Origin of the sequence: Micromonospora sp. NPDC005171 (genome assembly GCF_040608575.1) — a bacterium.
GTDB lineage: Bacteria > Actinomycetota > Actinomycetes > Mycobacteriales > Micromonosporaceae > Micromonospora.
Genome location: NZ_JBEXIM010000004.1, coordinates 1 through 19,702, shown reverse-complemented (window position 1 = coordinate 19,702; position 19,702 = coordinate 1). Strand labels below are relative to the sequence as shown.

Annotated in this window: 24 protein-coding genes, 1 tRNA gene and 1 pseudogene; 15 read left to right on the top strand and 11 right to left on the bottom strand. The window is 71.5% G+C overall.

What is annotated here, in order from left to right; genetic code table 11:
• Nucleotides 1-65: 65 nt before the first annotated feature.
• A complete protein-coding gene (locus ABZU74_RS08385; protein WP_355420490.1) occupies nucleotides 66-1,556 on the top strand; it encodes an ATP-binding protein in 1,491 nt (496 codons plus the stop codon).
• 280 nt (nucleotides 1,557-1,836) lie between these two features.
• On the opposite strand, the gene ABZU74_RS08380 is transcribed toward ABZU74_RS08385, so the two are convergent.
• Both ABZU74_RS08380 and ABZU74_RS08375 read right to left on the bottom strand, forming a co-directional pair.
• Nucleotides 1,837-3,546, bottom strand: coding sequence for a tetratricopeptide repeat protein (locus tag ABZU74_RS08380; RefSeq protein WP_355419818.1), 1,710 nt, complete (start codon nucleotides 3,544-3,546; stop codon nucleotides 1,837-1,839).
• A 57-nt stretch (nucleotides 3,547-3,603) separates the two neighbouring features.
• The gene (locus ABZU74_RS08375; protein ID WP_030333595.1) at nucleotides 3,604-4,065 is read right to left on the bottom strand and encodes a MarR family transcriptional regulator; all 462 of its coding nucleotides are present in this window, start codon (nucleotides 4,063-4,065) and stop codon (nucleotides 3,604-3,606) included.
• A 49-nt stretch (nucleotides 4,066-4,114) separates the two neighbouring features.
• Here ABZU74_RS08375 and ABZU74_RS08370 point away from each other — a divergent pair, with 49 nt between their 5' ends.
• Both ABZU74_RS08370 and ABZU74_RS08365 read left to right on the top strand, forming a co-directional pair.
• Complete coding sequence (locus tag ABZU74_RS08370; RefSeq protein WP_355419816.1) at nucleotides 4,115-4,636, top strand: VOC family protein; 522 nt, start codon at nucleotides 4,115-4,117, stop codon at nucleotides 4,634-4,636.
• 24 nt (nucleotides 4,637-4,660) lie between these two features.
• Nucleotides 4,661-5,545 (top strand): hypothetical protein, encoded by an 885-nt coding sequence (locus ABZU74_RS08365; RefSeq protein WP_355419814.1) that lies wholly within the window; start codon nucleotides 4,661-4,663, stop codon nucleotides 5,543-5,545.
• Nucleotides 5,546-5,615: 70 nt separating this feature from the next.
• Here ABZU74_RS08365 and ABZU74_RS08360 read toward each other — a convergent pair whose 3' ends face one another.
• The gene (locus ABZU74_RS08360; protein ID WP_030333600.1) at nucleotides 5,616-5,795 is read right to left on the bottom strand and encodes a DUF4236 domain-containing protein; all 180 of its coding nucleotides are present in this window, start codon (nucleotides 5,793-5,795) and stop codon (nucleotides 5,616-5,618) included.
• A gap of 247 nt (nucleotides 5,796-6,042) precedes the next feature.
• Here ABZU74_RS08360 and ABZU74_RS08355 point away from each other — a divergent pair, with 247 nt between their 5' ends.
• From ABZU74_RS08355 to ABZU74_RS08325, 7 genes are all read left to right on the top strand, one after another.
• Nucleotides 6,043-6,120, top strand: coding sequence for a putative leader peptide (locus ABZU74_RS08355; protein WP_349881247.1), 78 nt, complete (start codon nucleotides 6,043-6,045; stop codon nucleotides 6,118-6,120).
• A 132-nt stretch (nucleotides 6,121-6,252) separates the two neighbouring features.
• Nucleotides 6,253-7,284, top strand: a complete 1,032-nt coding sequence (locus ABZU74_RS08350; RefSeq protein ID WP_355419812.1) for an ABC transporter substrate-binding protein — start codon at nucleotides 6,253-6,255, stop codon at nucleotides 7,282-7,284.
• Entirely contained in the window at nucleotides 7,281-8,210 is a 930-nt protein-coding gene (locus tag ABZU74_RS08345) for an ABC transporter ATP-binding protein (RefSeq protein ID WP_355419810.1), read from the top strand. The genes ABZU74_RS08350 and ABZU74_RS08345 overlap by 4 nt, the downstream gene beginning before the upstream one ends.
• Nucleotides 8,203-9,075 (top strand): ABC transporter permease, encoded by an 873-nt coding sequence (locus tag ABZU74_RS08340; protein ID WP_355419808.1) that lies wholly within the window; start codon nucleotides 8,203-8,205, stop codon nucleotides 9,073-9,075. The genes ABZU74_RS08345 and ABZU74_RS08340 overlap by 8 nt, the downstream gene beginning before the upstream one ends.
• A gap of 12 nt (nucleotides 9,076-9,087) precedes the next feature.
• Nucleotides 9,088-10,422, top strand: coding sequence for an LLM class flavin-dependent oxidoreductase (locus tag ABZU74_RS08335; protein ID WP_355419806.1), 1,335 nt, complete (start codon nucleotides 9,088-9,090; stop codon nucleotides 10,420-10,422).
• The gene (locus ABZU74_RS08330) at nucleotides 10,419-10,982 is read left to right on the top strand and encodes a flavin reductase family protein (RefSeq protein WP_355419804.1); all 564 of its coding nucleotides are present in this window, start codon (nucleotides 10,419-10,421) and stop codon (nucleotides 10,980-10,982) included. Before ABZU74_RS08335 ends, ABZU74_RS08330 begins: the two co-directional genes overlap by 4 nt.
• Nucleotides 10,979-11,590: a malonic semialdehyde reductase gene (locus ABZU74_RS08325; protein ID WP_355419802.1), complete on the top strand. Its 612-nt coding sequence runs from the start codon at nucleotides 10,979-10,981 to the stop codon at nucleotides 11,588-11,590. Before ABZU74_RS08330 ends, ABZU74_RS08325 begins: the two co-directional genes overlap by 4 nt.
• Nucleotides 11,591-11,602: 12 nt before the next feature.
• Here the strand turns inward: ABZU74_RS08325 and ABZU74_RS08320 are convergent, their stop codons facing one another.
• The gene (locus ABZU74_RS08320) at nucleotides 11,603-12,058 is read right to left on the bottom strand and encodes an Rrf2 family transcriptional regulator (protein WP_355419800.1); all 456 of its coding nucleotides are present in this window, start codon (nucleotides 12,056-12,058) and stop codon (nucleotides 11,603-11,605) included.
• Nucleotides 12,059-12,065: 7 nt separating this feature from the next.
• The gene (locus ABZU74_RS08315; protein ID WP_355419798.1) at nucleotides 12,066-13,058 is read right to left on the bottom strand and encodes an AraC family transcriptional regulator; all 993 of its coding nucleotides are present in this window, start codon (nucleotides 13,056-13,058) and stop codon (nucleotides 12,066-12,068) included.
• A gap of 202 nt (nucleotides 13,059-13,260) precedes the next feature.
• Here ABZU74_RS08315 and ABZU74_RS08310 point away from each other — a divergent pair, with 202 nt between their 5' ends.
• On the top strand, nucleotides 13,261-14,037 hold the full coding sequence (locus tag ABZU74_RS08310; RefSeq protein WP_355419796.1) for a glucose 1-dehydrogenase: 777 nt from the start codon (nucleotides 13,261-13,263) through the stop codon (nucleotides 14,035-14,037).
• A 115-nt stretch (nucleotides 14,038-14,152) separates the two neighbouring features.
• On the opposite strand, the gene ABZU74_RS08305 is transcribed toward ABZU74_RS08310, so the two are convergent.
• Nucleotides 14,153-14,584 (bottom strand): SsgA family sporulation/cell division regulator, encoded by a 432-nt coding sequence (locus ABZU74_RS08305; RefSeq protein WP_007457244.1) that lies wholly within the window; start codon nucleotides 14,582-14,584, stop codon nucleotides 14,153-14,155.
• Nucleotides 14,585-14,857: 273 nt separating this feature from the next.
• On the opposite strand from ABZU74_RS08305, the gene ABZU74_RS08300 reads away from it, so the two are divergent.
• Entirely contained in the window at nucleotides 14,858-15,529 is a 672-nt protein-coding gene (locus ABZU74_RS08300) for a PGPGW domain-containing protein (protein WP_355419794.1), read from the top strand.
• Nucleotides 15,530-15,579: 50 nt separating this feature from the next.
• Nucleotides 15,580-15,651: transfer RNA gene (locus ABZU74_RS08295), tRNA-Val, on the top strand.
• Between the two features lie 75 nt (nucleotides 15,652-15,726).
• On the opposite strand, the pseudogene ABZU74_RS08290 reads toward ABZU74_RS08295, so the two are convergent.
• From ABZU74_RS08290 to ABZU74_RS08280, 3 genes and pseudogenes are all read right to left on the bottom strand, one after another.
• A pseudogene (locus ABZU74_RS08290) lies at nucleotides 15,727-16,025 on the bottom strand (hypothetical protein); the annotation flags it as partial.
• Between the two features lie 4 nt (nucleotides 16,026-16,029).
• Complete coding sequence (locus tag ABZU74_RS08285; RefSeq protein ID WP_355419792.1) at nucleotides 16,030-16,608, bottom strand: HD domain-containing protein; 579 nt, start codon at nucleotides 16,606-16,608, stop codon at nucleotides 16,030-16,032.
• Nucleotides 16,605-17,732 carry a helix-turn-helix transcriptional regulator gene (locus tag ABZU74_RS08280; RefSeq protein WP_355419790.1) on the bottom strand — a complete coding sequence of 376 codons (1,128 nt, stop codon included), beginning with the start codon at nucleotides 17,730-17,732 and terminating at the stop codon, nucleotides 16,605-16,607. Before ABZU74_RS08280 ends, ABZU74_RS08285 begins: the two co-directional genes overlap by 4 nt.
• Nucleotides 17,733-17,964: 232 nt before the next feature.
• Between ABZU74_RS08280 and ABZU74_RS08275 the strand changes: the two genes are divergently transcribed.
• Together ABZU74_RS08275 and ABZU74_RS08270 are read left to right on the top strand one after the other, a co-directional pair.
• On the top strand, nucleotides 17,965-18,141 hold the full coding sequence (locus tag ABZU74_RS08275) for a hypothetical protein (protein WP_355419788.1): 177 nt from the start codon (nucleotides 17,965-17,967) through the stop codon (nucleotides 18,139-18,141).
• A gap of 172 nt (nucleotides 18,142-18,313) precedes the next feature.
• Entirely contained in the window at nucleotides 18,314-18,532 is a 219-nt protein-coding gene (locus tag ABZU74_RS08270; protein WP_355419786.1) for a hypothetical protein, read from the top strand.
• Between the two features lie 77 nt (nucleotides 18,533-18,609).
• Here ABZU74_RS08270 and ABZU74_RS08265 read toward each other — a convergent pair whose 3' ends face one another.
• Nucleotides 18,610-19,329: a VOC family protein gene (locus tag ABZU74_RS08265; protein ID WP_355419784.1), complete on the bottom strand. Its 720-nt coding sequence runs from the start codon at nucleotides 19,327-19,329 to the stop codon at nucleotides 18,610-18,612.
• A gap of 119 nt (nucleotides 19,330-19,448) precedes the next feature.
• The coding region (locus ABZU74_RS08260; RefSeq protein WP_355419782.1) for a DUF418 domain-containing protein at nucleotides 19,449-19,702 on the bottom strand (254 nt) is incomplete at its 5' end.

The window sequence follows — 19,702 nt, the reverse complement described above, 5'->3', positions numbered from 1 at the left end:
GCCCGGCACCCACCCGTCGGGCGAGGCTCGGCCGGATGCCGGTCCTCGGGCTGCGGGGGCGGCTCCTGGCGATCGGTGTGTTCGGCCTCACGGTCGGGCTTGCCCTGGGCGGTGTGGTGCTGCTCGGCGCGCTCGGCTTCGTGCTCCAGCGCACGGTCGACACCGAGGCGTTCCGCACCGCTGACGCGGTCGCCCTGCTCGCCGCCGAGGACGCGCTGCCCGACCCCCTGCCGGTGGCCGGCGGGCAGGTCCGCGTGCAGGTCGTCGACGGGCAGGGGCGGATCCGGGCGGCCTCGATCGACGCCGACCGCCTGGTGCCGATGGTCCGCCCGGAGCGACTAAATCGCGACGGTCGGCAGCGGCTGGAGGTGCCGGCCGAGCGGGTCGGGCTCAACGGCCCGGTCCGGGTTGTCGCCGTACCCGCCGGCACCGCGGCCGACCCGCTCACCGTGCTGGTCGCCCGCTCGATGGCCGACGTGCGGCACAGCACCCACGTGGTCCGGACCATCCTGCTGGTGGCGTTCCCGCTGCTGGTGGCGGTGCTGGCCGGGGTGGCGTGGCGGGTGGTGGGAGCGACCCTGCGGCCCGTCGAGGCGTTGCGTCAGGGTGCCGAGGAGATCACCGGGAGGGCCGGCGCCGGCCGGCTGCCGGTGCCGGCGTCGGCCGACGAGATCCACCGCCTGGCGGTCACCCTCAACGGCATGTTGGGTCGGCTGGAGTCCGCCCGCGTCCGGCAGCGGGCCTTCGTCTCCGACGCCGCACACGAGCTGCGCAGCCCGTTGGCCAACATCCGGACGGAGCTGGAGGTGGCCCAGCGCCTCGCCGACCGGACCGACTGGACCGCGGTGACCGCCAACCTGCTCGCCGACACCGAGCGGCTGAGCCGCCTGGTCGACGACCTCCTGCTGCTGGCCCGGCTGGACGAGACTCCACCAACCCGGGGGACCGGCCCGGTGGAGTTGGGCGCGTTACTGACCGAGGTTGCCGCCCGCTACCCGTCGCCGCCGGTGCGGGTGACGCCGCCGACGGGCCCGCTCTGGACGATCGGCACCGTCGAGGAGCTGCGTCGCGTGCTGGCCAACCTGGTCGACAACGCGGTACGGCACGCGAGGGGCGATGTCGTGCTCACGGCCGAGGCGACGACGGCGACGGCGACGGCGACGGCAGGGGCGGCGGGGAGAGCGGGCACGGCGGGGAGAGCGGGCACGGCGGGAAGAGGGGGGACGGCGGGGACTGCGGTTGGGCCTGGCGTTGGGGCATACCACCTGGTGACGGTGACCGACGACGGCCCGGGGATCCCGGTGGCCGACCGGGAGCGGGTCTTCGACCGGTTCACCCGGCTGGATGACGGGCGGGCCCGCGACGACGGGGGCGCCGGTCTGGGCCTGGCCATCGTCCGGGAGCTGGTCCGACGCGCTGGCGGCAGCATCATCCTGAGCGACGCGCCGGAGCAGCAGGGGCTACGGGTGTGCCTGCTGCTGCCGGCGTTGCCGGCCGAGGGCGGCGAACAGTTGACGGTCCGTGACGGCGATCCGCCCCCAACCGCCCACCGATGACCCTTTGCTCTGCACCCGCGGGTGCGACAGTTACGTCAAGTGATGCTCGCCTGCGCGTGGTGAAGCGCGATGACGACGTTTCAGCTGGTCATCCGCAGTGGTGCGTATAGGTAAGCAGAGCAAAGGCTGGATGGGATTGTGGTTGGGTGTGACGGTGTGTCACGGCAGGTCTGCCGACGGGTAAGCCCACGCTGAGTGATGTCGGCGGGGCGTGGCTGTGGGCGTGACGGGCGGGGCAGTGGCTGGCGGGGCAGTGGCTGGCGGGGCAGTGGCTGGCGGGTTAGCGGCGGCGGGTGCAGACCTGCTTGGAACGGGCCACGGTGTCGGTGGACCAGGCGACAGCGACGGTGAAGCAGAAGTCGTTGGTGCGGTTGAGCGCGTAGATGACGAAGCTGGTGGTGCCGGCCGGCAGCGTCGCGAAGATGTTGTGGGCCTGGCCGGTGCGACCGCCCGCGATGACCACCGGCCCCTCGCCACCGGCCGGGTAGGTCCAGTTCAGCGCGATGCTGTCCCGGGTGTCGCGCAGGGTCACCTCGCTCGGTGGGGTGCCGGGCGGGGCCGCGGCGGCAGCCGACGTGGGTGCCGTGCCGCCCGGGGCGGGCGCGGTGCCGGCCGACGCGCCGGCGGTGGGGGAGGCGCTTGCCGGCGGCGGGGTCGGCTCGTCGTCGCCGTCGACCCGGGCTACGCCGGCGATCACCGCTGCCGCGCCGAGGAGCACCACGACAACGCCGGCCACCAGCACCGGCACCAGCCGGTTGCGCTGCTCCGGCGGCGCGCGGTGCACGGGCACCGGCAACAGCCGCGACGGCGTGTACGGCTCGACCGGCGCGTAAGGCTCCGCTCGCGAGTACGGGTCGGACGGCCGATACGAGTCGGGCGGCGCGTGCGGGTCGGGCGGCGGGTACGAGTCGGCGGGTGCGTGCGGGTCGGACGGCGGATACGAGTCGGACGACGTGTACGGGTCCGGCGGTGCGTACGGGTCGGTGGGGGCGGCGGGTCGGTGCAGCCGGTACACCCCGGGCTGCTCCTCCGCGCCGCCGGCCAGCCCGACCACCGACGGGGGCACCGGAGGGTTGGTGGGGTGGGGCGGAAGCTCGTCCGCCGGTTCGGTCGGCCATCTGCCGCCCGTCGACCCGACCGCTTCGTCGGAGGGCAGCCGGGGGTTCGGAACCGACCCGGCGTGGTGGGTCGCGGCAGCCGGCGGGTGGTAGTCGGATTCGGCCGGCCCGTGTCCGTGTGGTGGGACGCGGGCGGCCGGCACGACCGGCGTGTCCCGGGCCGTGGGCGGGTTGTCGGCGCAGGCGTGGTCGGGATTCGCCGCCGCCCGGGCCAGGGCCGCCACCTGGGTGGCCAGCGGGTCGTCGGCGGACAGGTGCTGCCGGCACAGCTCACGGGCGAGCGCCAGGTTGTCGTGTGCCTCGGCGAACTGCCCACAGTCGCGCTGCATCGCCCCGAGCCGCGCCAGCATCTTGATGCCGCTGGGGTGCCCGTCGCCGTACACCTCGCGGTGCAGCTCCCAGGCGTCCTGGAGACGGTCGCGGGCCACCGTGCACTGGCCGCGCGCGTACTCCACGGTGGCCAGGTCGGCGTGTGCGGCGAGCACCCGCAGCGACTCCGGGCCGTCCTGCGCGGTCAGCTCGATGATGACTTCCTGGTAGAGCCGCGCCGCCCGGGAGTGGCTGCCGACCCGGTGCAGCACCGCGGCCAGGGTCGCCGCGGCGGCCACCGTGCGTGGGTCGGATCGCCCGTGCAGGCGGGTGGTGGCCGCGTACGCGAAGGCGGCCCATCCCCGGGCCGAGTGCGGCTCACCGAGGGCGATCAGCACCCGCGCCTGGAGGCTGGCCGCCTCCGCCAGCTCGGGGGTGGCGTTGGCCGGGCGGGGGTCGGCGTCGGTGAGCGCGTCGGACAGCAGTTGCTGTGCGCCGGCCAGATCGCCGGAGGACACGAGGTGGTGCGCCTGATCAGTCAGTTCACCGAAGCCGGAAGACACGCCCCATCGTGCTCATCCGACGACGGTAAGTACAAGACCCGCGCCGGTGTCGATTGGTCAGGATCCGGTCAGGTGCTCGGCCAGGGTCTCGCTGATCCGGCGCAGCTGATCGACCTGGGCGGGGCTCAGCGCGTCGAACAGGTGTCGGCGTACCCCCTCGACGTGGCCGGGTGCGGCGGCCGCGAGGGTCGCGAAACCCTCGTCGGTGAGCAGCGCGATCTGCCCCCGCCGGTCGGTGGGGCAGTCCTCGCGGCGCACCCAGCCGGCGGCCTCCAGCCGGGCCACCGCGTGCGAGAGCCGACTGCGGGACGACCCCGCCGCCTGGGCCAGCTGGCTCATGCGGAGCTGGCGACCGGGGGCCTCGGAGAGCTGAACCAGGATCTCGTAGTACGCGTGCGGCATGCCCGCGTCGCGTTGCAACTCGCGGTCGAGAGTGTCCATCAGCACCCGGGAGGCGGTGAGGTACGCGCGCCAGGTGCGTTGCTCGTCGGGGTCCAGCCAGCGGGTCATGACCGCCATCATACCCTCGATGGTTGAATGTTCAACTAAACCGCGCTAGCCTCGGGCCATGGGTATTCATCGGCTCAACCACGCGGTCCTCTACGTCAGTGACCTCGCCCGCAGCGTCGCGTTCTACCGCGACGTGCTGGGCTTCCGCCCGGTGGCGATGACCCCGGACGGCTTCCGGGGCGCCACCTTCCTCCAGGCCCCCGACTCCACCAACGACCACGACCTCGGCCTCTTCGAGATCGGCGCGGGTGCCGGCCGGTCCACCGCCGGCCGGTCCACCGTCGGCCTCTACCACCTCGCCTGGGAGGTGGACACGCTTGACGAGCTGGCCGCCACCGCCGAACGGCTCGTCGCGGCCGGCGCACTGGTCGGCACCTCCGACCACGGCACGACCAAGAGCCTCTACGGCAAGGACCCGGACGGCCTGGAGTTCGAGGTGGTCTGGCTGATCCCGGCCGACCTGCTCGACGACACCGCGCTGGCCGCCCGCAAGCAGATCGGTCGGCTCGACCTGGACGCCGAGCGGCAGCGCTACGGCGGGCAGACCCGGGGCGGGGTGGGGATCTCCGTCCCGGCCTGACCGCCCGTACGGTAGAACGGACCGATGCCGACCGACCGGACCACCGAATTCCTCCGCGAGCTGCTGGTCCGCCAGTTGACGACCTGGCTGCCCGCAGCCCTGCACCGCTCCCGGCGGGCCACCATAGCCCTCGCCGGCGCCGACGCGGGCGGCGCGGAGGCCACGCTGCGCCTGGTCGCCTCGCACGGCGACCAGGCGCGCGGCCGGCAGGTGACGGTGCTGGTGCTGGCCGACGCCGCCGCCGACCTGCCCGCCCGACTCGGCCCGATCGAGGCTGAGCTGCCCGCCGAGGTCACCGTGCACCTGCTGCCCGGCGACGCGTACCGGCTGCCGGTCGCGGTGAAGGCCGCCGGGGCGGCCGGCGCGCCACTGTTCTCCTTCGTGGACCTGCCCGGCGCGGTGACGCCGAAGGTGCTCGCCGCCGCAACCAACGGCCGGACCGGAGAGCTACTGCTGCACACCACCGACAGCGCCCGAGACGTGCTCGTCTCCGCGGGCTTTCCCCTGGTCGCCGAGGTGGCGCCGGTGCTGCCCGGCGGCGAAACCGCCGGGGTCATCGCATTCGGCAGCCGCTCCGACCGGAGCCTGGAGGCGGTCCGCGACGCGCTCTGGGCGGTCGGCGCGGACCTCGACGTGCGCTTCCGCGACCCGCTGGACCCGACCGGCACGACTGTCGACGTGGTAGACGAACCCGACCTCGACCCGCTGGCCCGCGAGCTGCTGGCCGAGTTGCGGGCGGGCGGGCCGCGGCCGGTCACCGAGCTGCGCCGGCACACCCTCACCGCTACCGTCTACCGGGCGGCCGACGCCAACCGGGCGCTCGCCGACCTGCTCGACGCCGGCGCCCTGCGACGCGACCGCGAGTCCGGCCGGCTCGCCGGCGACGAGCTCATCACCCCGACGCGCTGAGCGCCCCACCCCACAGACGCCGAGCGGGGTGCCGGTGAATCACCGGCACCCCGCTCGACTCCCGGGAGGCTTACGACCGGGACTTGTCCTGCTTCCAGGACAGCGGACCCGGCAGGTCGACCCGGTGCGCACGCGCCTTGGAGTTCCAGGACCAGCGACCGATCTTGATGCTCCACGAGGAGAAGCCGTTCTCGGTGAAGTTCAGGATGATCGGACCGTACTTCTTGCGCTTGCGAAACATGAGGCCCATCGGAGCACTCCCCTCGTCACCGTTCCCTGCCGTGTCGAGATCGAACATTCCCGAACCGGCAACTTCTGAAACCCTCTCGCTGTCCGTCCTGGACGGTGACCACCGGGCACCACAATCCCTATCCACCAGATAGGTGTTGCGCCAAGGTAAACGCTGTTCATGGCAGTTTGTAACATCGGCAGCGATAGAAGTCTCATCTTCTGGAAGGTCGTTGACCGCTCGTTCCGGTTCCCGGCAGCATGGGATCATGTCGCAGCGGGATGAGCTTCTCCTCACCGCTCGTGTGCACGTCGACCTGGTCCGGCACGCGAGCGCGCTCTGTTGAGCTGACCGGTCCATCCGGCTCGGCTCCCAACGCCGCACTCCCACCGCCCGCCCGCTCAACGCGGAGCAGCGTGCCCGCACGCCCTCATCCGGGCGTCCCTGCCCCCATCGTGGACAGATCAGGAGACTCCTCATGTCCCCACCCCGTCGTGCCATTTCGCGTACCGTCGCCGCCGTTGCCGCGCTGGTCGTGCTCACCGCCACCGCCGGTTGCGGCGGTGACGCCGCAGCCGGCGGCGCCCAGGCCGCCGAGCTGCGCTACCAGGGCTCGGTCGGTCAGGTCACCCTCCCCGAACTCGCCGCCGACCTCGGCTACCTCGGTGACGTCAAGCTCAAATGGATCGGCAACGTCACAGGTGGTCCGCAGGACATCCAGGCCACGGCCACCGGGCAGAGCGACGTCGGCGGCGCGTTCAACGGCGCCATCGTCAAGCTCGCCGCCGCCAACGCCCCGATCACCGCCGTGGTCAGCTACTACGGTTCGGACGCGCAGACCTTCCAGGGCTACTACGTGCTCGACGACAGCCCGATCCGCGGCCCCCGCGACCTGATCGGCAAGAAGGTCGGCATGAACACCCTCGGCGCGCACGCCGAGGCCGTGCTCAAGACGTGGCTCGCCCGCGGTGGCCTCACCCCCGCCGAGGTCAAGCAGGTCGAACTGCTCGCCCTGCCACCTGTCAACACCGAGCAGTCGCTGCGACAGCGGCAGATCGATGTCGCGGTGCTCGGCGGGGTGATCCGGGACAAGGCGGTCGCCAGCGGCGGCATCCACACCATCTTCACCGACTACGAGCTGCTCGGCGCCTTCAGTGGCGGCACCTACGTCTTCCGGGACGACTTCATCAAGCGCAACCCGGAGACCGTGAAGGCGTTCGTCACCGGGGTCGGCAAGGCCATCGAGTGGGTCCGGACCCAGCCCCGGGAGACCGTTGTCGCCCGGATGCGCGACATCATCGGCAAACGGGGCCGCAACGAGGACCCGTCGCTTGTCGCGTACTGGAAGAGCAGCGGCGTCGCCGGTCGCGGCGGTGTGATCGCCGAGCAGGAGTTCGGCACCTGGATCGACTGGCTCGCCGCCGAGGGCGAGCTCAAGGGCGACCGTCCGAAGCCCGGCGACATCTACACCAACCGGTTCAACCCCTTTGTTGACGGGGGCAGCGCGTGAGCACCGACAAGATTCTCTTCGATCGGGTGAGCAAGACCTTCCCGGTCCGCGCCAGCCGGCGTGGCGGCGCCGGCGCGGTCACCGCACTGGACGAGGTCACCCTCGGGGTACGCCCCGGCGAGTTCCTGGTCGTCGTCGGCCCCAGCGGCTGCGGCAAGTCCACCCTGCTCGACCTGCTCGGCGGGCTCACCCGGCCGACCGGCGGGCAGGTGCTCGTCGACGGCCGGCCGGTCACCGGTCCCGGCCTGGACCGGGGCATCGTCTTTCAGCAGTACGCGCTGCTGCCCTGGCGCACCGCCGCCGGCAACGTCGCGTTCGGTCTGGAGGCCAAGGGGGTGCCCCGGGCCGAACGCGCCGCCCTGATCGAGCGTCACCTGGACCTGGTGGGCCTGCGCGGGTTCGCCGACCGCTACCCGCACGAGCTGTCCGGTGGGATGAAGCAGCGGGTCGCCATCGCCCGCAGCCTCGCGTACGACCCGGACGTGCTGCTGATGGACGAGCCGTTCGCCGCCCTGGACGCGCAGACCCGCGACTCGTTGCAGGACGAGTTGGTGCGGATCTGGGCCCGCACCGGCAAGACCATCGTGTTCATCACCCACGGCATCGACGAGGCCGTCCACCTGGGTCAGCGGGTGGCGGTGCTGACGTCCCGGCCCGGGCGGCTCAAACAGGTCATCGACATCGACCTCGGCGACCGGGACGCGGTCGAGGACGTCCGCTCCACCGACGCGTTCCGCCACCACCGCCACCAGATCTGGACCCTGCTGCGTGACGAGGTGCGCGCGGCCCAGGCCGCCGAAGGCGCCACGGGCAGCCGCACCGCCCACACCGGAGCAGTTGGTGCTCGTACTCCCGTCGTCGCCGGAGCCGACGCGCGGCGCGCGGCGCCGACGGCGGCCCGTACCGAGGAGGCCCGCGTTGGTTGACATCGCCGAACGTCCCGCCCGGCTGGTGGCCCCGACGGCCGCGCCCGACGCGGCGGCCGCCGCCGGACCCGGTGCCGGCGGCCTTGCCGGCCGGCTGCTCGGCCTCGGCGGCAAGGTGCTGCACCGCGGTGTCGCGATCGTCGCGCTCGCCGCGATCTGGGAGGGCGCACCCCGGCTGGGGCTGGTGGACCGGGTCTTCCTGCCTCCGCTGTCGGAGGTGCTGGTGGCCTGGTGGGAGCTGCTGCGCAGCGGGCAGCTCGCCGAGCACGTGGGCGCGAGCCTCACCCGGTCGCTGGCCGGGCTGGGGCTGGCGGTGCTCACCGCCATCCCGCTCGGGCTGTTGATCGGCTGGTACCGGCCGCTCGCCGAGCTGCTCAGCCCGCTGCTGGAGGTGTTCCGCAACACCGCCGCGCTGGCCCTGCTGCCGGTGTTCGTGCTCATCCTCGGCCTGGGGGAGACCTCCAAGATCGCCCTGGTGCTGTACGCGTGCTCCTGGCCGATCCTGCTGAACACCATCGCCGGGGTGAAGGGCGTGGACCCGCTGCTGATCCGGTCGGCCCGCTCGATGGGGCTCAACCATTTGCGGCTGTTCCAGAAGGTGATCCTGCCGGCGGCGGTGCCGACCATCTTCACCGGCGTCCGGCTGGCCGGGGCGTACTCGATCCTGGTGCTGGTCGCGGCCGAGATGGTCGGCGCGAAGGCCGGGCTCGGCTACCTCATCAACTACGCGCAGTACAACTTCGCGATCGCCGACATGTACTCCGGGATCATCACGATCTCCGCCATCGGCGTGGTCGTCAACCAGCTCCTGATCGCCCTCGAACGTCGCTTCTCCACCTGGCGCGTCGACGTCTCTGCCGGATAGGACGGACACCACATGACTCGTACCCTGCACCTCAACGCGTTCCTGATGGGCGTCGGCCACCACGAGGCCGCCTGGCGGCACCCCCGCACCGACCCGCGTCGGGTCACCGACGTACGGCACTTCCAGGAGCTGGCCCGGATCGCCGAACGTGGCACCCTCGACTCCCTGTTCCTCGCCGACGGTCTCTCGGTCGGGCCGAACCCCCGGCACAACATCCAGGCCGTCTTCGAGCCGCTGACCCTGCTCGCGTCGCTCGCCGCGGTGACCGAGCACATCGGTCTCATCGCGACGGTCTCCACCACCTACAACGAGCCGTTCCACATCGCCCGCAAGTTCGCCTCGTTGGACCACCTCAGCGGCGGCCGGGCCGGCTGGAACATCGTCACCTCCGCGCAGGAGCGGGAGGCGGTCAACTTCAACCGGGACAGCCATCCCGCGCACGCCGACCGGTACCGGCGGGCCGGCGAGTTCGTCGACGTGGCGATCAAGCTCTGGGACAGCTGGGAGGACGACGCGCTGGTCTTCGACACCGCGGCCGGGGTGTTCGCCGACACCGACCGGGTGCACGAGGTGGCGCACCGCGGGCCGGAGTTCCAGGTCCGTGGCCCGCTGAACATCCCTCGGGGGCCGCAGGGCCGACCGCTGCTGGTGCAGGCCGGCTCGTCGCCGGACGGGATCGCCTTCGCCGCCCGCTACGCCGAGGCGGTCTTCACCGCGCAGCAGACACTCGCCGACGGGCAGAGCTTCTACGCCGAGCTGCGCCGGCAGGTCACCGCCGCCGGTCGGGACCCGGACCTGGTGAAGATCCTGCCCGGCATCGCGCCGGTGCTCGGCGGCACCGAGGCCGAGGCGCTGGCGCTCGCCGCCGAGTTGGAGGAGCTGATCGTCCCCGACTACGCCCTGGCCCAGCTCTCCGGGATGCTCGGCATCGACCTGACCGGCCTGCCCCTGGACGGGCCGCTGCCGGAGCTGCCAGATCCCGGCAGCGTGCAGGCCCACCAGAGCCGCTACCAGCTCGTCACCGAGCTGGCCCGCCGGGAACAGCTCACCATCCGGCAGCTGATCGGCCGGCTCGGCGGCGGCCGGGGGCACCGGGTCGTCGCCGGTACGCCGGAGCAGATCGCCGACCAGATCGAGCTGTGGTTCACCCAGGGCGCCGCCGACGGGTTCAACATCATGCCGCCGCACCTGCCCGGCGGGCTCGCCGACTTCGTCGACCACGTGGTGCCGGTGCTGCGCTCCCGTGGGTTGTTCCGCACCGAGTACACCGGCCGGACACTGCGCGAGCACTACGGTCTGCCCCGACCGGCCAGCGCGTACGCCGCGTCGGCCCTGGTGCCGGCATGACCACCGTGGAGCGCCCGGCGGCGGACACCGCCGAGCTGCGACCGGTGCACCCGGACCTGTTCCGCGCGCTGCTGCGGCGACAGGCCAGCAGCGTCACAGTGGTCACCACTGTCGCCCGCGCCACCGACCCCGCCTGCCTGGGTGGGATCGGCGCGCCCATCCGGGCGGGCTTCACCGCGACCTCGTTCACGTCGGTGTCGCTGGAGCCTCCGCTCGTCTCGTTCTGCCTCGGGGTGGCGTCGTCGAGTTGGCCGGTGCTCGCCCGCGCCGAGCACGTCGCCGTGCACCTGCTCAGCGCCGGGCAGCGCGAGGCCGCCACTGTCTTCGCGACCAGCGGCATCGACCGGTTCGCCGCGTACCCGGACTGGACGTCCGGACCGTTCGGGGTGCCGCTGCTCGGCGGGGTGCTGGCCCGGCTGCTCTGCCGGGTGGTGCACCGGGTTCCGGCCGGCGACCACACGCTGGTGATCGCCGAACCGTTGGCGCTCGGCGACGGCGGCGACGGCGCACCACTTGTGCACCACCGGGGCGGCTACACCACAGCCGTTTCCCGGACGTGACCGCACCGGCCACGGCCGACCTGCTCGCGTTGGACCGGGCCGCCCAGGACCTGCTGTTCCGGGCGGCCCGCACGGCCAACACGTTCACCGACGAGCCGGTCACCGACGCCCAGGTCGCGGCGATCCACGACCTGATCCGGTACGGGCCGACCGCGTACAACGGTCAGCCGCTGCGGGTGCTGCTGCTCCGCTCGGCGTCGGCCCGGGCGCGGCTGCTGCCGTATGTCTCGTCGAGCAACCGGGCGAAGACGGCCAGCGCGCCACTGGTGGCGGTGCTCGCCGCCGACGTGGACTTCCACGAACGGCTGCCCGAGCTGTACCCGCACCGGCCGCAGGCCCGCGACTGGCTGGCCGACCGCCCGGCCCGCGCCGAGCAAGCCCGGTTCAGCGCGACCCTCCAGATCGGCTACCTGCTGGTGGGCGTACGGGCCGCCGGGCTGGCCGCCGGCCCGATGGCCGGGTTCGACGCGGCCGCGGTGACCCGCGAGTTCTTCCCCGATGGCCGGCACGAGGCGCTGCTGCTGCTCAACCTGGGCCACCCCGGTCCGGACGCCTGGGAGCGGCGGCTGCCCCGACTCAGCAGCGAGGAGGTGGTGTGGACGCTGTGAGCCGGCCCAGGGTCAGCGGGGCTCCCACGCGTCGGGCAGCGCGGTGAGCTTGCGGACGTGCGCGGGCAGTCGACCGCTGACGATCTCGGCGAGGCTCACCTCGTCGACGACCCGGCGCACGGCGGCGCGGACCGCCACCCATAGGCCGGGCAGGTTCTCCGCCGACCCCTCGTACCGGGTCTCCTCGGGGCGCAGCCCGCGTACCCCGGCCAGCGGGCCCTCGACGGCGCGTAGCACCGCGCCGACGGTCACCTCGCGGGGCGGTCGCGTGAGGGTGTAGCCGCCTTCGGCACCCCGTTGGGCGCGGACGATGCCGGCCCGGCGCAGATCCGCCAGGACCGCCTCCAGAAACTTGCGGGGCATGTCCTGCTCCGCGGCGATGGCCTGGGTGGACAGCAGCGAGGGGTACGCGGTGGCGAGGCTCAACGCCGCCCGTACCGCGTAGTCGCCGCGCGCGGAGATCTGCACCCTGCCATCATGCCCGGCCGGTGACGCCCGGCCCCGCAGCGGGCGGACCGGACCTCGTGGCGTGCCCGCCGTTCGCGGCTCCGCCGGGGGTGCCGGGGCGGAACCTGCCGCCGTTGGCGCCCGTCGACTCGGCCGGTGGTCGGGGTCGGACCACCCGGCCGGCCGCCGGTTGGTCCCGGGCGGCCCGGAACGCGCCGGGGCTGACCCCGACCTCGCGGGTGAAGAAGCGGCCGAAGTTCGTGGGTTCGGAGAAGCCGAGCCGCCGGCCGATCTCGGCGATCGGCTGATCCGTCGTGGCGAGTAACCGGCCGGCCTGCAGGGCGACCCGTTCGTCGATGACCTGTTTGGCGCTGCGACCGGTGACGGCCAGGCACGCCCGGGTCAGTGTCCGCACCGAGCAGCTGAGCTCGGCGGCGTAGTCCTCCACCCGCCGGGTGTGCGGATAGCCGTGCTCCACCTCCTGGCGGAACCTGTGGAACGTCTCGTCCTCGGGCCGGGCCGGCGACCGGTCGGCGTGCGCCACGGCCAGCCGCAGCAGCAGCACGGCCAGTTGATGCCGAAGCAGGGCGCGGGCGGTGGGGCCGTCGGGGTGCCGCCGACAGTCCACCGCCAACTGGCTCACCTCGCTGATCACCGCGTCCTCGTCCTCACCTGCCAACTGCCGCCAGGTCGCGGTCGTGGTCAGGTCGACGTCGAAGTCGCGCAGCGCCTCGGGATCCCAGGCGACCACTGTGGCGTCGAACTGGGGCCCGGCGCAGCGCAGCACCTGGCCGGGGCGGACCCGCAGCAGTGTGCCGGGCCGGCACGGCAGCAGATGAAAGTCGAGTTCCGCGTCGCCGTGCCCACGCGTGGTGAGAATCAACAGCTCCCGCTCGACCATCACCGGCCGACGCCAGCCGGGGTCACCGGCAAGATCGGCCAGCGCGAACGTGGATATCTCGTCGGTGACCGGAGACGCCGTTCCGATCGATGGCGCGGGGGAGGGATCAGTGGAGACCATCGCCTGCGACGGTAGTCCGAACCGCAGGTCACCGCATCCCCGGCGACGTTCGCAGCGGAATCCGCGAGGCGCCCCGGGGTTGTCCCGGTCCCGGCGGCCGGGCTACGTTACCCGGCGGTAGCGCCGTCGGTCCGCGGTCCACCCGGCATCCGCCGGCCCGCCGACCGACCGACGGCCCCCGCCGACTCGCGATGGGATGGGCATGACGCAGCTGTTCTCGGTCGAAGGTAAGACGGTCCTGGTCACCGGTGGGTCGCGGGGGATCGGGCTGATGATCGCCCAGGGCTTCGTCCGGGCCGGCGCACACGTGATCATCTCGTCCCGCAAGGCGGACGTCTGCGCGGCGGTCGCCGCCACCCTTTCCGCCGAGGGCCGCTGCGAGGCCATCCCCGCCGACCTCGGCGACGACGCCGGCGCCGAGACGCTCGCCGCCGCCGTCCTCGAACGCTTCGGCCGCCTCGACGTGCTGGTCAACAACGCCGGCGCGACCTGGGGTGCGCCGCTGGAGGACTACCCCGGGGCCGCGTTCGACAAGCTCTGGGCGGTCAACGTCAAGGCCGTCTTCCGGCTCACCACCGCGCTGCTGCCGGCGCTGCGCGCCGCCGCCAGCGCCGACGACCCGGCCCGCGTGATCAACATCGGGTCGATCGACGGCATCCGGGTGCCGATGATGGAGGTGTACGCGTACTCGGCCACCAAGGCGGCCGTGCACATGCTCACCCGCAGCCTCGCCCACCAACTCGCCGACGAGCAGATCACCGTCAACGCGATCGCGCCCGGCCCGTTCGAGAGCAAGATGATGGCGTTCGCGCTCGACGACCCGGCCAGCCGGGCCGCCATCGAGCAGCAGGTGCCGCTGGGCCGCATCGGACGCCCCGAGGACATGGCCGGCACGGCCATCTACCTCTCGTCGCGCGCCGGCGCCTACCTCACCGGCGCGGTCATTCCCGTCGACGGCGGCATCACCACACACGGGTGAGCACCGGCCGACCCGGGGCGGGCTGTCCGCGTACCCCTGGGTGTGTGTGCCGGGGCCGCGCGGACTCGGCAGATCCGCGCGGCCCCGGTGTGGCCGGTGTTGCTTGTTCGGGCGGTCAGCGGCCGGCGAGCAGCCGGTTCACCGCCGTGTCGACGTCCAGGTGCTCGGCCTCACGGCCGCGCGGGACGACGACGTAGGTCCGTCGAAGGAAACGCACCAGGACGCTGCGCGGCACCTCGAAGAGGGCGTTGCCGTCCGGTGACGAGAGGGCCAGCGCGACGAAGTCGCCGCGCGGTGTGGCCCAGGGCCAGACCCGCACATCGCCGATGCCGGCCGGCTCGTCCAGGCCGGTGACCAGAAGTTCGCGAGCGAACGACCAACTCACCGCCTCGCCCCCGGCCGATTCGGCATGGAACAGGACATGGACCGCATACGGGTCAGCAGGGTCGTAACGCAGACTGGCACGCACCGGCAAGGCGGTGGCGTCAGGTGCGACGAGCCTTAGCGACGTCTCGACCTCTACGGTCGTCGGTCGGATGACACTCATGGACGTTCTCCCCCCGGCACCGCTGCGGAACGCGCGTGTCCCGCTTTTCCCATACTCAGGTGCTACTCCTGGCTACGCTCCGCCATACGCTGACTTCACCCAGTGGTGGGAAGGGGGACGGAAAGGCCGCGTGAATGTGAGCATTCATGTAGGATTTCCGGTTCTGCCCAGTGCGTGATCCCGCCCGGTATCGGGTGGCTCAGTCGTCGACTTACTCCGGTAACGTCCAGTCGGGCGTTGCAGTGACGGGCCCGAGCGACACTGGGGGGTGAAATGGTGACGAAGCAATCCTCAGTGGATGCGGCGGCGGTGCCCGGCCCGCCGAAAGTCGCGGTCCGAGCAGCCGAAAAGCGGGGGTACGGAGTGCCGATGGAGCAGCCCGAACGGGCCGGTCGGCCGGCGTCCGACGCCGGTCGTCCCGGTGTCGATGGCGCCGGTCGCGGTGGCGGCGCCACCGTTGGTCGTGGTGACGGCACCGGGGCTGGTCGCGGCAGCGACGCCGATGCTGGTGGTGGCGGCGGAGTCGCCGTGCAGGACCGGCCGCGCAGCCCCCGCTGGCGCGAACGGATCTCGCTGACCCTCGACCTCATCCGCGCCAACCCCACCGGCCGGATCGCCCTCAAGATCTTCATCGCGATCGCAGGGGCGCTGGTGGTGACCATCGGCATCGCCCTCATCCCTCTCCCCGGGCCGGGCTGGCTGCTGGTGATCGCCGGCCTGGGCATCTGGGCCGTCGAATACCACTGGGCGCGCCGACTGCTCGGCTTCACCCGCCGCCACGTGCACGGCTGGACACGCTGGGTGACGAGACAGTCGCTGCTGGTGCGAATCGTGCTCGGCTCCGTCGGCCTGGTCTTCGTGGCCACGGTGGTCTGGCTGTCCCTCAAGTACAGCCTCGGCATCGACGTGGTGGCCGAAGCGATGCAGTACCTCGCGACGCACTGACCCCGGATTTCCGGTCCGGTTCCACGATCGGGTAGAGTCAGTGGCGCTGAGGGCGATTAGCTCAGTGGGAGAGCGCTTCGTTCACACCGAAGAGGTCGCTGGTTCGATACCAGCATCGCCCACTCTCAGTTCTCGCAAGTCAGAGGCCGCTTCCCGGGTTCGGGAGGTGGCCTTTCTGCTGTCGTACAGCAGTTCCGTCAGCGCCCGAGTGAGTCGCCAAGGCGTTTGAGTGCGTCTCTGGTCGCCTCCGTCGATACCTGCGTGCAGATCTCCATCGTCGCGGAGAAGCGGGCGTGCCTGAGCACCTGCATGGCGACTCTGGGGTGGACGTCGAGGTCAGCGAGCAGCGTGGCGCAAGTGCGGCGGGCGTCGTGGACGGTGATCGGCTTGACGTTGGTCTTCTCGCACCGCGCGTCCAGGCCCAGTTCACAGGACGTCTCGTCCAGCTTGGCCGACTACGCCTGGGCTCGCGATCGATAGGACGAGAAGTGTTGAGACGCTTACTCCTGCGGCTGGGGAGTGAGCCAGGCCAGGGGTTGTCCGCTGAGGGCGGCGTCGGCAAGGCGGTGGGCGCTGGCGGTCTTCAGAGCGGATCGCGAGCTGTCAATCCAGCGCTGCACGTTGTCGACGCCCTGGTGGCGGTACTCGACGGCTTGAACGAGGCATTCCAGCTTGTCAGCGTCACGGGCGACGACAGCTTCTAGTGTCTCGCCAGCTTCGTATTCAGCGACGGCGGCGGTGATGACGTCTCCGACGGCTGGGGGACAGGCGGCGACCTGGTCGGCGGTGACGGCGGTGTTGGGTACGGCGGTGAGGTAGCGCTTGGCGATGTGCGGGATGTCGGTGATCCGGGTTTCCTGGGTGTCGTGCAGAACGCAGAGCATCGACACTCGGGCTGGGTCGGCGCCCTCCATCGCGGCGAGCATCATTCCGATGAGCGCCGTTCGGAAGGAGTGCTCGGCGATGGACTCGGGTTGCTTGACGCCGGCGAACCACCAGCCGGTCCGGGCGGCGCGTTTGAGGACGCCAGCTTCGAAGATGAAGTTCATCGCTCCGGCGGCGTCGTGATCGTCGGTCATCTGCCCGTCCCTGTGCCGGTGAGTCCGTCCGCCCGCAGGCTGTAGACGATAGAGGTTAGTTCCTGCCGCGACTGCGCGGAGATCCGGTCACTGTCCAGAAGCGGGACACTGCGGTCGAGGAGCGCCCGAGTCGCGGCGGGATTGTCGAGAGCGAGACCGCGTCGTGCGGCCAGCAGAGCCCAGACGTTGTGGATGTTGAGGTCCACGAAGGGATGCCCTGGTTCGAGGCGATGGACCAGGTGCCGAAAAAGAATCGAGCCATGCCAGTCAGCGGGCGCTTCGGGCATGAAGGAGTCGTCGCGGTGGCGGTACGGGATCTCACCCACCCAGTAGGCCGAGTAGTTGAGGGCCGCTCGCTCGCAGGCGTCGTCGGGATGGGCGCGAGCGATGAAGTCTCGTAACGGTTCCGGGTCGCCCTGATTAGCGAGGGACGTGACGACGGAGCGGGCGTCGGACCACAGCGGTGACCAGGTGCGGAAGGTGGTCGTGCGGCGTGCTCGGGCGGTGGTCTGGCTGAGCCAACCTGCTGCTGCCTTGGTGGGGTCCATGCCGGCAAGGAAGCAGGCTTGCCGGTGCAGCAGCACGTTCCGATGCCGTCCGGCCGCGGCGCGATCGGCGAGCACGTGAAGGTGAGCGAAGAACGCACGCTGCTCGTGAACGGGCAGGGTCGGTCCGGACGCGACCGGACCCCGCCGGGGATGGGCGATGGGCAGCCCTCTGGCGAAGGTCGGTGTCTGCCCGAGGACGGCCCAGAGGATCAAGTCCGTCAGACGGTGGGTGAGTACCGACCAGCCCAGCGGCTGTTCGGCGATGTCGCAGCGGTCCACGTGCTCGTTGAGGACGGCGGCGAGGATGAGATCGGCCTCGGCGGCGTCGTCGAGTGCTGCGAGCAGGAGTGTGTTCGCGCCGAGTCGTCCGAGCCGGCGTCGGACGGCTATCGCCTGCCCGAGCGGTACCGAGGCGAGTGGCCGGCGCCCGGATTCCCAGCTCTGCACGGTCACGCGATCGACGTCCAGGTCGACGGCGAGCTGCTCCTGCGTGAGCGGGATGGACTCCCGGATCAGCTTGAACAGGTAGCCGCTCACCCCGCCGCGACGTGTTGCTGATCGTCCGCGACCTGTCATCCGTCATCCCTATGTTGACCGGTGGTCGACGTTTCCGCCGTGAAACCACTGCTGCGGCAGCCCATCTGACCTGCTCACTCGTACTACGGGTGAGTCCAACCGCCGCCGTCGTGATCGTAGCGTCGCAGTTACCGAACGTTCCAGATCCGATCCCGTGGTTCGAGGTCGGTCATGGAGCGCTGCCCGGCGGAGGGAGCCAGTGATGCGGGCCAGGACACCACCGTGGCGACGAGTGACCTACGACCAGTACCTGATCGCCGTCGCGATGACCCTGGCACGGCGACACCGCCCGGTTTGGTCGTGGCGGAAGTGGAGCTGGATCTGCCGCTGTGGGGCGGAGCTGCCCTGTCGCAGCCGACACCGCATCCCGATCAACCGGGGGCACTGGCCCGCCGAGGAGGAGCAGTGAGCAACGAGGCGGAATCGCAAACCCTGGTCGGACGTCTGCCCGGGACAGGCGGCCTTTGCACCGGCGGTCGGGCGTGGTGCTCGCGGCTCACGCCGTACCCGTGCTGGCAGGTGCACTGGGCGACCAACCGGCAGACGCGGTCCCTGACGGCGGCGCTGCGCGGAGGCCGCGCATGACCACGCACGGCCCGGTGCTGCCGATCTGGAGCTGCGGCGGCTGCGGTTCGCCATGGCCCTGCTGCACACGGCAGCGCCAGCTACGCGCCGAGTTCGACGACGCTCCGATCTCCCTGGCGCTCTACCTGGGTGCCCAGCTGGTGCGGGCCTCCGAGGACCTGAGCTGGGTGCCGGCGGGGACGCTGCACAGACGCTTCCTCGGCTGGCTTCGGTGAGCATCCTGCGGCCGGGTGACGCGAAGTTCCACTACAGCGATGGCTCGCACAAGTGGTGGAGGCGTTCGTGTGGTGAGTCACCGCAGTGCTGTTGCGAGTTCGGCGGCGTTGTCGAACGCGGGTGCCGCCCTTTCGGATTCGTCGTCGGTGAGCGTGACGGACTGGGCGCGGGCCAGCAGTTCGGCCGCAGTCTGTGGGTCGTGCAGCACCATCGCGAGTTCGGCGCGGTAGACCAGGACCTCTACCTGCTCGACCGGGTCGTCGTCGGCCTGCGGGCGGGCCAACGCGCTGTCGAGGATCCGAACAGCCTGTCTGACGCTTCCCCTGGAGTCGGCCTGTACGACAGCATTCGCTAGGGCTTTGGCCAGCCGCCCGGCAGGCGTGGCGGCCGGCATGGGCGCGGTGGTGGCGTCCCGAAAGACGCGGATCCAGTTGCCGCCCGGGTCGATGACGCTGAATCCGCCCAACCCGTCGGCGTTCTTGCGCGCCCTGGGCCGGGTCATCCGCGGCGTTCCGGAGACCAGTACCTTGCCGTACGCGGCCCGCATGCCGGCTGCGAATGCTCGGTGTAGTCCTTCGATGTCCGGGGTGATTACGAGACAGGAGCCATAGGACTGCTCCGGGTCGAATCCGGCGATCTCGAAGAACTGCAGGTCAAGGTCCTCGCGCTGCACCCCCACGCACGGGTTGGGCTTACGTTGTTTGTACGTGGTGTGGAAACCGAGAACTCCGTAGAAGGTTTCGATGTCGTCGATGGATGCGCACGGCAGTAGGGGAACGGTCCGCTCGTTGGTCATGCCTCCTTCCTAAGCGTCGCGGGGTGTCCGTCGCACATGGAAATAGCCGATCATCGCCTCCGGTCATCCGTTCGGCTGATGACCCGGAGCGCAACGACGGTGGCGAGCCGGACACGCCGTCAGACCGGGTCGGCGGCCCGGAGCTGTGGCCACCGCTGCTCGGTCCAGGCCCGCAACAGCCACTCCACCGGTCCGTACCGGAACCGAGCCATCCACGCCGCGCTGGCGGCGAGCTGCGCACCATAGATGGCGACCGCGATGACGAGGACGACCGCAGGTGCGACGGTGCCGGCGAGGCCCAGTCCGACGCCGGTGAAGACCAGCACACAGAGCAGCGATTGACCCAGGTAGTTCGACAGGGACATCCGTCCGG

Excerpts from the sequence above, each read along its gene's own strand:
- ABZU74_RS08375 (WP_030333595.1), bottom strand. The coding sequence starts at position 4,065 with ATGGCGGTCATGACCCGCTGGCTGGACCCCGACGAGCAACGCACCTGG.
- ABZU74_RS08370 (WP_355419816.1), top strand. The coding sequence starts at position 4,115 with ATGGGTATTCATCGGCTCAACCACGCGGTCCTCTACGTCAGTGACCTC.
- ABZU74_RS08365 (WP_355419814.1), top strand. The coding sequence starts at position 4,661 with ATGCCGACCGACCGGACCACCGAATTCCTCCGCGAGCTGCTGGTCCGC.
- ABZU74_RS08360 (WP_030333600.1), bottom strand. The coding sequence starts at position 5,795 with ATGGGCCTCATGTTTCGCAAGCGCAAGAAGTACGGTCCGATCATCCTG.
- ABZU74_RS08355 (WP_349881247.1), top strand. The coding sequence starts at position 6,043 with ATGTCGCAGCGGGATGAGCTTCTCCTCACCGCTCGTGTGCACGTCGAC.
- ABZU74_RS08350 (WP_355419812.1), top strand. The coding sequence starts at position 6,253 with ATGTCCCCACCCCGTCGTGCCATTTCGCGTACCGTCGCCGCCGTTGCC.
- ABZU74_RS08335 (WP_355419806.1), top strand. The coding sequence starts at position 9,088 with ATGACTCGTACCCTGCACCTCAACGCGTTCCTGATGGGCGTCGGCCAC.
- ABZU74_RS08330 (WP_355419804.1), top strand. The coding sequence starts at position 10,419 with ATGACCACCGTGGAGCGCCCGGCGGCGGACACCGCCGAGCTGCGACCG.
- ABZU74_RS08315 (WP_355419798.1), bottom strand. The coding sequence starts at position 13,058 with ATGGTCTCCACTGATCCCTCCCCCGCGCCATCGATCGGAACGGCGTCT.
- ABZU74_RS08310 (WP_355419796.1), top strand. The coding sequence starts at position 13,261 with ATGACGCAGCTGTTCTCGGTCGAAGGTAAGACGGTCCTGGTCACCGGT.
- ABZU74_RS08305 (WP_007457244.1), bottom strand. The coding sequence starts at position 14,584 with ATGAGTGTCATCCGACCGACGACCGTAGAGGTCGAGACGTCGCTAAGG.
- ABZU74_RS08300 (WP_355419794.1), top strand. The coding sequence starts at position 14,858 with ATGGTGACGAAGCAATCCTCAGTGGATGCGGCGGCGGTGCCCGGCCCG.
- ABZU74_RS08285 (WP_355419792.1), bottom strand. The coding sequence starts at position 16,608 with ATGACCGACGATCACGACGCCGCCGGAGCGATGAACTTCATCTTCGAA.
- ABZU74_RS08280 (WP_355419790.1), bottom strand. The coding sequence starts at position 17,732 with ATGACAGGTCGCGGACGATCAGCAACACGTCGCGGCGGGGTGAGCGGC.
- ABZU74_RS08270 (WP_355419786.1), top strand. The coding sequence starts at position 18,314 with ATGACCACGCACGGCCCGGTGCTGCCGATCTGGAGCTGCGGCGGCTGC.
- ABZU74_RS08265 (WP_355419784.1), bottom strand. The coding sequence starts at position 19,329 with ATGACCAACGAGCGGACCGTTCCCCTACTGCCGTGCGCATCCATCGAC.